12 protein-coding genes are annotated in these 14,628 nt (G+C 65.8%); 5 read left to right on the top strand and 7 right to left on the bottom strand.

What is annotated here, in order from left to right; all coding sequences use genetic code 11:
• Window positions 1-105: 105 nt before the first annotated feature.
• The 7 genes from DQW77_RS08360 to eutB all read right to left on the bottom strand — a co-directional run bounded on the left by DQW77_RS08360 (window position 106) and on the right by eutB (window position 8,252).
• The gene (locus tag DQW77_RS08360; protein WP_113257756.1) at window positions 106-1,218 is read right to left on the bottom strand and encodes an extracellular solute-binding protein; all 1,113 of its coding nucleotides are present in this window, start codon (window positions 1,216-1,218) and stop codon (window positions 106-108) included.
• A 108-nt stretch (window positions 1,219-1,326) separates the two neighbouring features.
• Complete coding sequence (locus DQW77_RS08355; RefSeq protein ID WP_113257810.1) at window positions 1,327-2,430, bottom strand: ABC transporter ATP-binding protein; 1,104 nt, start codon at window positions 2,428-2,430, stop codon at window positions 1,327-1,329.
• A gap of 231 nt (window positions 2,431-2,661) precedes the next feature.
• Window positions 2,662-4,032, bottom strand: a complete 1,371-nt coding sequence (locus DQW77_RS08350) for an aspartate aminotransferase family protein (protein WP_113257809.1) — start codon at window positions 4,030-4,032, stop codon at window positions 2,662-2,664.
• Window positions 4,033-4,125: 93 nt separating this feature from the next.
• Window positions 4,126-5,601, bottom strand: a complete 1,476-nt coding sequence (locus DQW77_RS08345) for an NAD-dependent succinate-semialdehyde dehydrogenase (RefSeq protein WP_113257755.1) — start codon at window positions 5,599-5,601, stop codon at window positions 4,126-4,128.
• Window positions 5,602-5,700: 99 nt separating this feature from the next.
• Window positions 5,701-6,186 carry an Lrp/AsnC family transcriptional regulator gene (locus DQW77_RS08340; RefSeq protein WP_113257754.1) on the bottom strand — a complete coding sequence of 162 codons (486 nt, stop codon included), beginning with the start codon at window positions 6,184-6,186 and terminating at the stop codon, window positions 5,701-5,703.
• Window positions 6,187-6,190: 4 nt separating this feature from the next.
• Complete coding sequence (locus DQW77_RS08335; RefSeq protein WP_113257753.1) at window positions 6,191-7,186, bottom strand: cyclodeaminase; 996 nt, start codon at window positions 7,184-7,186, stop codon at window positions 6,191-6,193.
• A 58-nt stretch (window positions 7,187-7,244) separates the two neighbouring features.
• Window positions 7,245-8,252: a hydroxyectoine utilization dehydratase EutB gene (gene eutB, locus DQW77_RS08330; RefSeq protein WP_113257752.1), complete on the bottom strand. Its 1,008-nt coding sequence runs from the start codon at window positions 8,250-8,252 to the stop codon at window positions 7,245-7,247.
• A 166-nt stretch (window positions 8,253-8,418) separates the two neighbouring features.
• Here eutB and DQW77_RS08325 point away from each other — a divergent pair, with 166 nt between their 5' ends.
• From DQW77_RS08325 to DQW77_RS08305, 5 genes are all read left to right on the top strand, one after another.
• On the top strand, window positions 8,419-9,600 hold the full coding sequence (locus tag DQW77_RS08325; RefSeq protein ID WP_113257751.1) for a M24 family metallopeptidase: 1,182 nt from the start codon (window positions 8,419-8,421) through the stop codon (window positions 9,598-9,600).
• Between the two features lie 53 nt (window positions 9,601-9,653).
• Window positions 9,654-10,364: a monofunctional biosynthetic peptidoglycan transglycosylase gene (gene mtgA, locus DQW77_RS08320; RefSeq protein WP_113257750.1), complete on the top strand. Its 711-nt coding sequence runs from the start codon at window positions 9,654-9,656 to the stop codon at window positions 10,362-10,364.
• 57 nt (window positions 10,365-10,421) lie between these two features.
• Window positions 10,422-11,087, top strand: coding sequence for a glutathione S-transferase family protein (locus tag DQW77_RS08315; RefSeq protein WP_113257749.1), 666 nt, complete (start codon window positions 10,422-10,424; stop codon window positions 11,085-11,087).
• Between the two features lie 226 nt (window positions 11,088-11,313).
• The gene (gene queG / locus DQW77_RS08310) at window positions 11,314-12,411 is read left to right on the top strand and encodes a tRNA epoxyqueuosine(34) reductase QueG (protein WP_113257808.1); all 1,098 of its coding nucleotides are present in this window, start codon (window positions 11,314-11,316) and stop codon (window positions 12,409-12,411) included.
• A 35-nt stretch (window positions 12,412-12,446) separates the two neighbouring features.
• A complete protein-coding gene (locus tag DQW77_RS08305) occupies window positions 12,447-14,447 on the top strand; it encodes a hydantoinase/oxoprolinase family protein (protein WP_113257748.1) in 2,001 nt (666 codons plus the stop codon).
• The last annotated feature ends 181 nt before the right edge of the window (window positions 14,448-14,628 follow it).

The raw sequence follows: 14,628 nt of genomic DNA, 5'->3' as shown, positions 1-14,628 counted from the left end.
GTGCGCCGCTCCGTCCGTGCCGTCTGGGGATGGGCCGGGCGGCCTTGGATGACCGCCCGGCCGGATCGCGCGGGCGTCATGCGCCCGCGCTGTGCCGTTGTCGTTTTACTGCGCCAGCCACGCCTGGAACTTGGCATCGATGTCATCGCGGTAATCCGCCCAGAACTCGTAATTGTAGAGGAACGTGTTCTCGGCGTTATCCGGATCGGTCGGCATGTGCGGGGCCATCTCGATACCCAGCTCCGCATGCTTGCCGACCATCGGCGCCGAGGATTCACGCGCCGGGCCATAGCTGATGTACTTGGCCTGGTCCGCCAGACGCTGTGTGTCGGTGGCGAAATAGATGAAGTCCATCGCGCGGGCCAGACGGTCCTCGGGCAGGCCGGCGGGAATGATCCAGCCATCGAGGTCGAAGACCTGCGCATCCCACATCATCGCAACGGGCTGATCCTGCTCCTCGATGACGCTGAACAGGCGACCGTTGTAGGTCGACCCCATGAAGACCTCGCCATCGGCCAGAAGCTGCGGCGTGTCGGCACCGGCCGACCACCAGATCACGTCGTCCTTGATCGTGTCCAGCTTGTCGAGCGCCTGCTGCTGGCCTTCCGAGGTCTCGAGCACGTCATAGACGTCTTCCTTGGCGACACCGTCGCAAAGAAGGGCCCATTCCATGTTGTTGATCGGCCGCTTTTCCAGGCTGCGCTTGCCCGGGTATGTCTCGGTATCGAACACGTCGCAAATGTCATTGGGCGGCTCTACGCCCTCCGGCACCATGTCGGTGCGGTACCCGAATGTGGTCGAATAGACGATCTGCGGAATGAAGCAATCGCCGACCAGAAGATCGCCGAAATCATCCTCGGCCGAGGTGCCGTCAGGCGCGGGGGCCAGATGCTCGTCGGGATCGATTTCCATCGCAAGGCCTTCGTCGCACAGTCTCAGTGCGTCCGCGGCCACCACGTCGACCACATCCCATGTGATGTTACCGGCCTCGTCCATGGCCCGCAGCTTGGCGACCGCCTCGTTCGAGCTTTCGTCGTTCACGATGGTAACGCCGGTCTTCTCCATGTAGGGCTCGTGGTAGGCCTTCTGCTGCGAATTGGAATAGGCGCCGCCCCAGGACACGATTGTCATCTCGTCGGCCATGTGGTCGTCCGCGAAGGCTCCGCCTGCGGCCACCGTCAGTGCGGTCGTGGCAAGAAGGAATTTGGTAGATTTCATTTCATACTCCCAGTTTCGTCCCGTTTTGCATTTCGGGCTCCGCGTCACGGGGGGAACGGCGGCGCCTCAGGCTCATCGCGTCCGATGGGACGCGCGTGAGGTTAAAGACTATACCGCATCCAGCGCGCGGCAATCCTCGGGCAGCCAGCCGATCTCGATGTGCTCGCCCGGTTGCAGGCGCCGCTGGTCGGCTGAATTGCGTGTCTTGATGATGAAATCATCCTTGCCGGCCACCTTGAGCCGGGTGCGGAAAACATCGCCCATGTATATGAACTCGGCCACCTCGGCCTTGAGTGTGTGCGCCGTCTCGCCCAGCTTCTCGACATTGATCTCGACACGCTCGGGCCGGATCGAGATCAGCGTGCGGTCACCGGCCTTCTCAACGTTGACCGGCTTGCAATCGATCAGTTCGCCATCATCCAGTTCAACCAGCGCAAGGCCATCCTTGATCTCCTTGACGGTGCCCTCCAGCGTGTTGTTCTCGCCGATGAACTGCGCGACGAAACTGTTCTCGGGGCTCTCGTAAAGGACATCGGGGGCCGCCAGCTGCTGAATGCGGCCATCGTCGAACACCGCCACCCGGTCCGACATCGTGAGCGCCTCTGTCTGGTCGTGGGTCACATAGACCGTCGTGATGCCCAGCTCATGCGCCAGATTGGTTATCTCGAACTGCATGTGCTCGCGAAGCTGCTTGTCCAGCGCGCCCAGCGGCTCGTCCATGAGGACAAGCTCCGGCTCGAACACCAGCGCCCGCGCCAGCGCGATCCGCTGCTGCTGGCCACCCGAAAGCTGCGCTGGCCGGCGCCCCGCGAAATCGCCCATCTGCACCATGTCGAGCGCCCGCCTGACCTTCGCCTCACGGTCGCTCTTGCCGATCTTGCGCACCTCCAGCGGAAAGCTGAGGTTCTCTGCCACCGTCATGTGGGGAAACAGCGCGTAATTCTGGAAGACCATTCCGATGCCGCGCTTGTGCGGCGGGATGTTGTTGATCGGACGCCCCCCCAGCTTGATCTCGCCATGGGTGGCGGTCTCGAACCCGGCCAGCATCATGAGGCACGTGGTCTTGCCGGAGCCGGACGGGCCAAGCATCGTCAGGAATTCGCCCTTGGGCATAGACAGGTTCAGGTCTTTGACGACAAGCGTTTCACCGTCATAGCTTTTCTGCACACGTTCGAATTCAACGAACGCGTCGTTGTTCGCAGTTTCCGCCAATTGAGGCTCCCCGTTTTTATTGTCGCGGATCCCCGCCCGCGTTCGCATCGAACTAAAACGCCAAACACAACCTGTTGCAAGCTCTTTGCCCCCGATTCGGCGTAAAACCCGCACCAACAGGCGATTTCGACTGCAAGAGGCTGAAATTCAGGCAATCGTCCCGCTGAGACCGCGCCGTGCGGACGGGGCCATCCCGTGACCCCGCCGCGTGATCGCCTTTTCCGAGGGAGCTCAGCCAAGCACCGCGGCAATTGCGCGTGCCGTCTTGCCAGCGATCTCGTCGGCTTCCGCCCGTGTCAGGCAGAAGGGCGGCGCAAACCCCAGGATATCGCCCTGCGGCATCGCCCGCCCGATCACGCCCAGCTTGGCGAGCTCGCCGGCGATCTGCGGACCGATCTTGTCCTCGGCATCGAAGAAGGTACGGCTGTCCTTGTCTTGGACGAATTCCACGGCGCAAAGCATCCCCTCGCCACGCACCTCGCCCACATTGGCATGCCCGGCCACCGCATCGCGCATCGCGGCGTTCAGGTAGGCACCCACCGTGCCGGCATTGGCGATCAGGTCCAGCTCGTCCAGGAGCTTGAGGTTGGCAACCCCGGCGGCCGCGCCGATGGGATGCGCCGAGTAGGTCCAGCCGTGGCCGATGGGGCCCGTCTCGTCCGTGCCCTGCTCGAGAACCTTCCACATCCTCTCGCTCACGATCGATCCGCTCAACGGCGCATAGGCGCTGGTCAGCCCCTTGGCGATGGTGATGAGATCAGGCTTCATCGCGTAATGCCCGGATCCGAACATCGTGCCCAGCCGGCCGAACCCGGTGACAACCTCGTCTGCCACCAGCAGGATGTCGTGCTTCTCGAGGATCGGCTGGATCGCCTCCCAGTAGCCCGCCGGCGGCGGCACGATCCCCCCGGTGCCCAGAAGCGGCTCTCCGATGAAGGCGGCGATTGTATCGGCCCCCTCGCGCGCGATCAGCGCCTCCAGTTCGTCGGCGCAATGCTTTACGAACTGCGCCTCGCTCATGTCCGTGTCGTCGCGGCGGTAGTAATACGGGGCCTCGGTGTGGATCACCTGCGACAGCGGCAGATCGAACTTCCGGTGGAAAAGATGAAGCCCGGTCAGCGATCCGGTCATCAGACCCGATCCGTGATAGCCGCGCCAGCGGCTGATGATCTTCTTCTTTTCCGGCCGGCCCAGGATGTTGTTGTAATACCAGATCAGCTTGACATTGGTCTCGTTGGCATCGCTGCCCGAGAGCCCGAAATAGACCTTGCTCATGTGATCGGGTGCCCGGTCCAGGATCATCTTGGAAAGGGTTATGCTGGCCTCGGTGCCGTGCCCGACATAAGCATGATAATAGGCCAGTTCCCGGGCCTGCTCGGCGATCGCGTCGGCAATATCCTGACGGCCGTAGCCAACGTTCACGCAATAGAGCCCGGCAAAAGCGTCCAGGAAACGGTTGCCATCACGATCCTCGATGTGACAATCCGTGCCGCCGGTGATGATCCGGTTGGGCGCCTCGCCCCGCGCGAACTGCGCCAGATGTGTCGAGGGATGAAAGAAATTCTCGCGGTCCCATTGGTCCAGTTGGTCGTTCTTCAGCATCTCTTGTCCTTTCATTGCCGCCCGCATGACATCCCGGCGCGGCCTGTCTTCATCTTTCCAAAAATACTCCCGCCGGAGGCCCCGTCAGCCGGATCACGCCCAGTCGCGGCAGACATACTTGATCTCCATGAATTCCTCCATGCCCCTGCGCGCCCCCTCGCGGCCGAGGCCGGATTGCTTCACCCCGCCAAACGGGATCGGCGCGCCGGTCACCTTGGTGCGGTTCACCGCCACCATGCCGAACTGCAATGCCCTGGTCACGCGGTAGATGCGGCGCGGATCATGACTGTGCAGGTAGGCCACCAGGCCGAATTCCGTGCCGTTGGCGCGGGCCACCACCTCCTCCTCGGTGTCGAAGCAGGTGATCGGCGCGACCGGCCCGAAGGTCTCTTCGCACATGATCGCGGCAGCGTCGGGCACATCGGTTAGGACCGTGGGCTGATAGAACAGCGCTCCCGCCTCGTCCCGGTTGCCGCCGCAGGCCAGCTTCGCCCCGTGCGCCAGGGCATCGGCCACGTGTTCTTCCTGCTTGCGTACCGCGCCCTCGTTCATCAGCGGGCCGATATCCGGATCATCCATGCCCCGCCCGAGAGTCAGGTTCCGTGTCGCCTCGGTGAACCGGCGGCAGAATTCCTCGTAGATCGGGCGCTCCACGTAGATGCGGTTAGCACCCAGGCAATCCTGCCCGGAGGTGGCGAACTTGGCCTTGATCGCCTCATCCACCGCAGTTTCCATGTCGGTGCCCTTGAACACGATCACCGGGGCGTGCCCGCCCAGTTCCATCACCAGTTTCTTCACGGTCCCGGCACATTGACGGTAGAGCAGCTGCCCGATATCGGTCGAGCCGGTAAAGCTCAGGGCCCGCACGCGGGTATCCGCCGTCCAGGGCTCCACGACGGTCGCCGCCCGGCCCGTCACCACGTTGAACACACCTGCCGGCACCCCCGCACGCTCGGCCAGTTCGGCCAGAGCCAGCGCCGAACACGGCGTCTCTCCCGACGGGTGCGCCACCACCGTGCAGCCGGCCGCCATTGCCGCCGCCGCCTTTCGGGTCAGCATCGCGGCCGGGAAGTTCCACGGCGTGATCAGCGCCGCCACGCCTACCGGCTCCAGCCACAGCTCCACCTCGGCGTCGGGCAGGTGGCTGGTGACCCCCTCGATATTGGGGCGCTTCGACTCCTCGGCATAGTACTCGACGAAACTCGCGGCATAATCCATCTCGCCGCGCGCCTCGCTCAGGGGCTTGCCCTGCTCCAGCACCATGATACGGGCCAGATCCTCCCTGTGCTCGATCATCAGGTCGAACCAGCGGCGCAGGATCCGTGAACGCGCCTGCGGCAGGGTCATCGACCAGTCCGCGAATGCCGCCTGCGCCGCGTCCACCGCCACGCGGGACTGATCCGCCGAAAGGCTGGCCACCTCGCCCAGGGCCGCGCCATCGGCGGGGTTGGTCACGGTGATCGTCTCCCCGCCCTCTCCGGCGGTCCATTTTCCGTTCACGTAGGCGAAACTGCGGACAAGCCGCGTATCAGTGATCCCGTTCCGGGTCCAGATTGCCGAATCAGTCATGTCGATACTCCTCACTTTCGGGAAGAATGAACCGGTTTCCGCAGGTTCCGGGGCTGAACTTGCAGGTCAAGGCAGAAGAATCGTCCGCCAATCGGCATTTCAGCCGACGATATTGCCCGCCAGCAAATCCAGCGGCGGAACCGAGGGGCCCTTCACCGGCTTGGTCACGATATATGTAAAATAGCGTGCCAGCCCGATACGCGCTTCCAGCATCTCGTCGATAAGCCGCTGATAGGCGTCGATATCGGTGGTCACGATCTGAAGCAGGTAGTCGAAACCGCCGCCAAGGGCCCAGCAGGCGGTGATCTCGTCATAGTGTTGCACGCTGTCCTCGAAGGCGCGGAAACTGGCCGGCGTGTGATCGGCGATTTCGGCGGCCACGAAAACCCGCACGTAAGGCCCAAGTTTCCTCAGGCTGATCCGCGCGTGATACCCCTCGATGACTCCGGCGGCCTCCAGCTTGCGCAGCCGCTCCCAGCACGGGCTGGGAGACAACCCCACGCGCGCGGCAAGCTCGGATTTGGTGATCCGCCCTTCGCTGGAAAGAACCCGCAGGATATCCAGATCGCGCGCGTCGAGCCTCATCGCCTCAGGCCCGGATCACGGTGCCGGTGTCAGAGCCCTCAAGCGCCCCGAACACATGGCTTGCGATCGCGGTGTCCTGCGCACCGGTGCCGGTCAGATCGGCGATGGTGATGTCGTCCGATCCGCGCCTCCCCGGCGCCGCCCCGCTGATCACTTCGCCCAGTTCCACGGGACGGTCGTCGTTCTTCCACTGCCCGGCCTCGAGGGCGCTGCGCAGTTCTCCAAGCGCGCGGCATTGATCGACACGATCACAGATGTAGGCGTCAGCGTGCCGCAGGGCCTCGGGTGCGATCTCGTTCTTGGCCTCCGCGTCCGATCCCATCGCGGTGACATGCAGGCCCGGATGCAGCCATTCGGCCCGCAACACCGGCTCACGCGCAGGCGTCGTCGTCACGACAAGCTGACTTTCGGCAACCGCCTGCTCGGCCTCGGGCACCGCCAGCGCCTCGATGCCCAGATCAAGGGACAGTTCATCGGCGCAGGCCTGCGCCTTGTCACGGTCGCGGCCCCAGACAAGGCAGCGCGTGAACGGGCGCACCAGATGCGCCGCCTTCATTTGCAACCGCGCCTGCAACCCGGTGCCGATGACGCCGGCCGTGTCCACCGTCGCAGGCGCAAGATGCCGCGCTGCCACGGCCCCGGCAGCCGCGGTGCGAAGATCCGTGAGATATCCGTTGTCGAGAAATACCGCCACCACCGCCCCGGTCTGTGCCGAAAGCAGGACCATCAGCCCGCCAAGGCTTGGCAGCCCCAGCTTCGCATTGCCGAAGAACCCGGTGCTGACCTTGAGCGCGAAATGGTCAAAGCCGGGAATGAACGCGGTCTTTACATCGACCTCGCCATTCACCGCCTCAAGATCCATCGACATGATCGGCGGCATGATCACCCCGCCTTTGGCGAGCGCTGTGAAAGCACGCTCGACCACGTCCACGGTGGCCGGATCAAGCCGCACGGCCGCGCGCAGTTCGGCCTCGGTCAGAACGCGTATGTCATGCCCCATCTTTGCTCATCCTCCCGTCGTCGCGTTCCATCGTCCCTGTCCAGACATCGCGCCAGCGTCATGCGGGCCGCGCGTAGGGGCGTCCCGGAACCGTCACGTCGCCCAGCCGCACGTCCTGCCCGGTCACGATCCGGGTGAACATCTCCATGTCAAGGTTGCGGCCCGTCACGATCGTGGCGGTCGGCCCTTCCAGCGTCACCCGGCCCTCCAGCACGGCGGCCAGCCCGACAACGCAGGCGCCTTCGGCAACGATCCGGTCCTCGTGATAGAGCACCTGCATGGCACGGTAGATCTCCTCTTCGGTCACCAGCACCGTCTCGTCCAGAAGGTCCCGGCACATCGGAAAGCTCAGGCGGTTTTGCATCCCGATGCCGCCCCCGAGGCTGTCGGCCAGCGAGGGCAGTTCCTCCACCTCGACCGGGTGCCCGGCCCGGAGACTTTCGTGCATCGCTGCACCGCGGTCCATGCTGATGCCCACCACCCGGATACCGGGGTTGATAGATTTCGCGGCGAGGGCCACGCCGGCGGCCAGGCCGCCACCCGACAGCGGCACCAGAAGCGTGTGCAGATCCGGTCGCGCCGCCAGAATTTCCAGCCCGATCGTGCCCTGCCCGGCAATCACCATCGGATCGTCAAAGGGCGATATCTCGAAAAGCCCCTCCTCCGCGACCAGCCGTTGCGACTCCGCAAGCGCGTCATCCTGGCTGCGCCCCGCGATGCACACCTCCGCGCCAAGGGCGCGGATCCCCTCGACCTTCACCCGGGGCACCAGTTCGGACATGCAGATCACCGCCCGCAGGCCGCGTTCGCGCGCCGCGTAGGCCACGCCACGCCCGTGGTTGCCGGTCGAACAGCATGTCACGCCGGCGGCCTGGTCCACAGCGGCCACGGCGTTGAGGGCCCCCCGCAGCTTGAAGGCGCCTATGGGCTGCATGTTCTCGAGCTTGAGAAGAAATTCGCTACCGGCCAGGTCACTCATGAATGATGACGGCACCAGCGGCGTGGCATCCGCAACGCCGCGGATCACCTTCGCCGCGGCAAGAATGTCGGCAAGCGTCGGCTGCATTCTTTCTCCCTTCCGATCGTGGAATTTTCGCCGCCGCACCACCCTAGCGTCAACGCCACGACGCGGAATAGACCAAAAACGACGTGCAGTGGCGCATTTCTTGGGGCAAGCTGTGCCGCGACCGTCATGATGGCCGCCAGCGCGACAAAAAAGGACAGATCACCCAATGCACGCCAAGGACCTCCCCTTTTCCGAACAGGAATTCGCCCGCCGCCTCGACAAGACGCGCGCCGCCATGGAAGCCGCCGGGCTCGACGCTCTCTTCGTCACCGACCCGTCAAACCAGAACTGGCTGACGGCCTATGACGGATGGTCCTTCTACGTGCACCAGGGGGTGATCGTCCTGCCGGATGCCGATCCGGTGTGGTGGGGGCGCGGACAGGACGCCAATGGCGGTATCCGCACCGTGTGGATGTCCGACGACCGGGTGATCGGCTATGCCGACAACTACGTGCAGTCCACCGAACGCCACCCTATGCAGGATCTGGCCGAACGCCTGCGCGGCATGGGGCTGGAGGCTGCGCGCATCGGCGTGGAGATGGACAATTACTATTTCTCCGCCCGGGCCCACCAGGTGCTATGCGGCGAGTTGCCCAAGGCCACTTTCGTGGATGCCACCGCGCTGGTGAACTGGCAACGCGCGGTCAAATCCGACGAGGAAATCGCCTGTATCAGAAAGGCCGCCGCAATATCCGAGAAGATCGTTGACGGGCTTCTGGAACGGGTGGAGCCGGGCGTGCCCAAAAACGAGGTTGTGGCCGAGATCTTTCGCGACGCCATCCGCGGCACCCCCGAGGCATGGGGCGATTATCCGGCCATCGTGCCGCTTTTGCCCTCGGGCTCGGACGCCGCGGCGCCGCACCTCACATGGGATGGCCGCCCCTTCGCGGACGGCGAGGCGACCTTCTTCGAAATCTCCGGCTGCTACCGGCGGTATCACGCCCCCCTTTGCCGGACGCTTTTTCTCGGCAAACCGCCGCAGTTCCTGCTCGACGCTGAAAAGGCACTGACCGAGGGGCTTGAGGCCGGCCTGGAAGCCGCCCGCGCCGGCAACCGCGCCTGCGACATCGCCAACGCGCTGGCTGCGCCGCTCGAACGCGCGGGCATCGAACGCGGAGCCAGGTGCGGCTATCCGATCGGTCTCAGCTACCCGCCGGACTGGGGCGAGCGGACCGTCAGCCTCCGCTCGGAGGACGAGACGATCCTCGAGCCGGGCATGACCTTCCATTTCATGCCGGGGCTGTGGATGTCCGACTGGGGGCTCGAGATCACCGAGTCGATCCTCATCAAGCAAGACGGTCCCGCCGAAACCTTCTGTGACCGGCCGCGGAAAATGTTCGTGAAGTGATCCGGCCCCGGGCGCTTTCGCAGGACCGAAGGTTTCGTCTATAGCTGGCGGTCATGGCCGGTTCGAAGAAAAGCTCCGCGAAACCGACAGTGCCGCTCCGGCGGCGCCTGCGCAGTTGGGCTGCGCGCTTCGTGCTGATCTGCATGACGGTCCTTCTGCTGGTGCTCATCGCGCACCGCTTCTTTGCTCCGCCGCCGGGGCACTACATGAAACAAGAGGCCGCCCGGCTCGGTGGGCTGGCGCATGAATGGGTGCCTTTTCCGGAAATCGCGCCGGTGATGGTGCGCGCCGTGGTGGCCGCCGAGGACGCCAATTTCTGCAATCACTGGGGGTTCGACATGACCGAGATCCGCAAGGTCATCGCGGCAGGGGAAAGCCGTGGCGCCTCCACCCTCAGCCAACAGGTGGTCAAGAACGTCTACCTCTGGCACGGGCGGACCTGGACGCGCAAGGCGCTCGAGGCGCTGATCACCCCGCCGCTCGAGGCCCTCTGGCCCAAACGCCGCATCCTGGAGGTCTATCTCAACATGGCCGAGTTCGACGAGGGCGTTTTCGGCGTCGAGGCCGCGGCACGGCATTATTTCAACACATCCGCTTCCGATCTGCGTCCGGCCCAGGCAGCGCGGCTTGCCGCTCTGCTGCCCGCTCCGCGTGACCGTGATGCGGCCCGCCCCTCGGCATGGCTGCGCAACCGCGCCAGCGCCATTCTCGACGGCGCGGCAACCATCGCCCGCGACGGCAGGGCGGCCTGTTTCGAGGATTGAATCTCCGGCGTCAAGCGGGCATGGAGGATGCGCTCCACACATGATAGGTCTGCCAGCATGGCCAAGCTCTACCACGTTCCGCTCTCGCCCTTCTGCCGCAAGGTCCGGCTCAGCCTCGCGGAAAAGAAGATCGAATGCGAACTGGCCGAGGAACGCTACTGGGAGAAATCCCAGGATTTCCTGCGCCGCAATCCCGCCGGCAAGATCCCGGTGCTCAGGATCGACGGGCACACCCTGTCGGAAAGTGCCGCCATCTGCGAATATATCGAGGAAAAGCACCCCGAACCCGCCCTCATGCCGCGCGCGCCCGAGGCCCGCTTCGAGGTGCGCCGGCTGGTGGGATGGTTCGACGACAAGTTCCACCACGAAGTGACCGCGAACCTTCTCTACGAACGGGTCAACAAGAAGGTCACCGGCGCGGGATTTCCCGACAGTCGCAATGTCAAGAACGGGGCCCGGGCGATCAAGTACCATCTCGATTACATGGCCTGGCTTCTGGATCACCGGCGCTGGCTGGCGGGTGACGTGATGACCCTGGCCGATTTCGCCGCCGCCGCGCATCTCAGCGCGCTCGATTACATAAGCGACGTGGACTGGAATCGCAGCGATGCTGTCAAGGACTGGTACGCGAAGATCAAGTCGCGCCCGGCCTTTCGCGGCATCCTTGCCGATCAGGTGCCCGGTTTTCCGCCCCCGCCGCATTACGCCAATCTTGATTTCTGATGCGCGCGCCCGGCGACGCGCAGGATGATGTCCCGGTGTCGGCCTTCGGCCGCCCGGGTGCCTCCGGCGGGAGTATTTGGAGAAAGATGAAGGCGGGCCCGCCTTTATGCCCGGAGGCCGCTGACACGGGACGACTCCCAACGTGCGCCGCGCGCCTGCCGGAGCGCAAAAGCGGTTTGTGCGCGCCGGGCGCATCGGTCATCCTGAGCGCGCTCACGGAGGGATCATGACCACTGAAGCGCTGAAACGACGCCTTGTCGCGCAGGCCATCGCCGAGGGGTTCGATGCCTGCCGGATCTGCCGTCCCGGCGACGTGCCCGAGGTGCCGGCGCGGCTCGCCGCGTTTCTGGAGAAAGGCTACCACGGGCAGATGTCGTGGCTGGCCGAGCGCAGTCACTGGCGCGGCGACCCGTCCGCGCTCTGGCCCGAGGCGCGCTCGGTCATCATGCTGGCGGAGAGCTACACCCCGGAAACCGATCCGCTGGAAAGCCTCGCGCAGCCCGGAGCCGGCACGATTTCCGTCTATGCCCGCAACCGGGACTATCATGACCCGGTCAAGAAGCGGCTCAAGCGGCTGGCGCGCTGGCTGATTGCCGAGGCGGGGCCACAGGGGCCCGACGCGGCACCGGCCGGAGTCAAGGTCTTCGTGGATACCGCCCCGGTCCCGGAAAAGCCGCTGGGACAGGCCGCGGGCCTGGGCTGGCAGGGCAAGCACACCAACCTGCTGGGCCGCGACCTGGGCAACTGGTTCTTCCTCGGCTCTATCTTCACAACCCTGGAATTGCCTGTCGACCCGGCCGAGAGCGATCATTGCGGCAACTGCCGGGCCTGCCTCGATTCCTGCCCGACCGATGCCTTTCCCGCGCCCTACCAGCTGGATGCGCGGCGCTGCATCTCGTACCTGACGATCGAGCATCGGGGACCGGTGGACGAGGCGCTGCGCCCGCTCATGGGCAACCGCATCTACGGCTGCGACGATTGCCTTGCCGTCTGCCCCTGGAACAAGTTCGCCCGCGCGGCCCGCGAGACCCGCTACCATGCCCGCGCCGATCTGGTCGCACCCGACCTTGGCGAGCTTGCGCAGCTTGATGACGCGGCCTTTCGCACCAGATTTTCCGGGAGCCCGATCAAGCGTATCGGGCGTGACCGGTTCGTGCGCAACGTTCTCTATGCCATCGGCAATTCCGGCCGTGCGGGGTTGCGGCCCATGGCGCAGGCGCTCTGTGAAGATCCCGACCCGGCGGTCGCGGATGCCGCGAAATGGGCGGTGGCGCGCCTCCCCGATGACGCAAACGGGATGGATCCGGCCGGCGATCCGGCTTAACCCCGTCCGTGCGGCGGCAGACAGGAAGGGTCGGCATGGCACTGGCACTGGGTGTGGACACGGGCGGCACCTATACCGACGCGGTCCTGATCCGCGACGAGACGCGGGTTGTGGCCACCGCCAAGGCCCTGACCACCCGTCACGATCTGGCGCAGGGGATCGGAACGGCGGTGGCGCGGGTGCTCGCGCAGGGCAACATCGATCCCGGTGCCGTGGCCCTGGCGGCGTTGTCCACCACGCTGGCCACCAATGCCCTGGTCGAGGGGCAGGGCGGGCGCGCGGGCCTGGTCTATGTCGGTCTGCCGGAAAGCGATCTTGCCACGCACGGGCTTGGTACCGCGCTGGCTGGTGATCCGGCACTGGTCATGGCCGGAGGGCATGACCATTCCGGCACCGCCACGGCCCCGCTTGATACCGCGGCGCTGCATCGCTGGCTGGCGGATAACGGGGATCTGCCCGCCTATGCCGTGGCGGCCCGCTTTGCCACCCGCAACCCGGCGCATGAACTGGAGGCCGCCGCCATGATCCGCGCCGCGACAGGGCGGCCGGTGTCCTGCTCACATCAACTTTCCGCACGCCTCGGTGGGCCGAAACGTGCGCTGACCGCGTTTCTCAACGCACGGCTGATCGGCATGATCGACGCGCTGATCTCGCGGGCCGGCGATACGCTTGCCGGGCTCGGCATCGACGCGCCGCTGATGGTGGTACGCGGAGACGGGGCGCTGATCAGTGCGGCACAGGCCCGCGAACGCCCGATCGAGACAATTCTCAGCGGTCCCGCCGCCTCGATCGTGGGGGCGCGCTGGATGACCGGCATCGAGACCGCGCTGGTGTCGGATATCGGGGGCACCACAACCGACACGGCCCTGCTCAGCGGCGGGCGCCCGGCGATCGACCCCGAAGGCGCCCGTGTCGGCCCCTGGCGCACCATGGTCGAGGCGGTGGCGATGCGCACCACCGGTTTGGGCGGCGACAGCGAGGTGCATGTCGCCGAATCCGGGCTTGCCGGCGGTGTCAGCCTCGGGCCGCGTCGCCTGATCCCGGTCTCCCTCGTGGCTACCGAGGCGCCCGACGCGGTCCATGCCGCCCTTGACGAACAGATGCGCGCCGTTGCCCCGGGCGAACAAGACGCCCGTTTCGTGCGCGCGGTATCGGGCGTCGATTCCGGTGGGCTGGTCGCGCGTGACGCCGCTTTGCTGGCCCGGATCGGGGCGGAGGTGGCCCCGCTGGCACGGGTACTGCGCAGCCGGGTGGATCACCGCTCGCTCGACCGGCTGATAGCGCGCGGCCTGGTGCAGGTGGCCGGGGTCACGCCATCCGATGCGGCCCATGTCCTGGAACTGCAGACGGGCTGGGATACGGGGGCGGCGCAGAAAGCTCTCGGGCTCATGGCCCGCAAACGCACCGGGGCGGGACGACCGTTGGCCGCGGATGCGCCGGCCCTTGCACGCATGGTCGTGGACAGGCTCACACATCAGACGGTACTTGCCCTGCTCGAGACTGCGCTGGCCGGGGAAGACACCGATTTCGGCCTGCCCCCGGATCACCTGGCCCGACACGTGCTGATGCAGAAGGGGCTGGACGGGCACAGCGGCCTGGTGCGCCTCGCGGCCGGGCTGGCGTTGCCGGTGGTCGGGCTTGGTGCATCGGCCCCCTGCTACTATCCGGCCGCGGGACGGCGCCTGGGGTGCGAAATGATCCTGCCGGAACATGCCGGCGTTGCCAACGCGATCGGGGCGGTTGTCGGCCGGGTCACGATCCGGCGCAGCGGCACGGTGACATCCCCCGCCGAGGGGCGTTACCGCGTACACCTTGCCTCCGGACCCCAAGATTTCCCCTCTCCCGAGGAGGCGATGCGTGTGCTTGAGGAGGCGCTGACGCGCGAGGCCCGCGCCGGGGCAGAGGCCGGCGGCGCACAGGATATCCACATCAGCGCATCGCGGGACACGCGCGCCGCCCGGACGGAAGCACGCGAGGTGTTCCTGGAGGCCGAGATCACTGTCGAAGCCTCGGGTCGTCCCGGCATCGCGGCCTGAGCGGCGGCGCGGCTTTCCGGCCGCCTGATCGTCAAACCCTTCATCCTCCGTGATCCGGCCAGGGCCCGGCCGCAGGCGCCGGATCGCAAGATTGGGCATGTCCGGCCCGGCGCGCCGGTTTTCCCTCCAGTACGGCTTCTCAGTGTCTTCCACCTGCTCAAACCCGTGCGCTCTGGACAGG

The organism is Roseovarius sp. TE539 (assembly GCF_003298505.1).
Lineage (GTDB): Bacteria > Pseudomonadota > Alphaproteobacteria > Rhodobacterales > Rhodobacteraceae > Roseovarius.
This window is presented reverse-complemented; position numbering and strand designations above follow the sequence as displayed.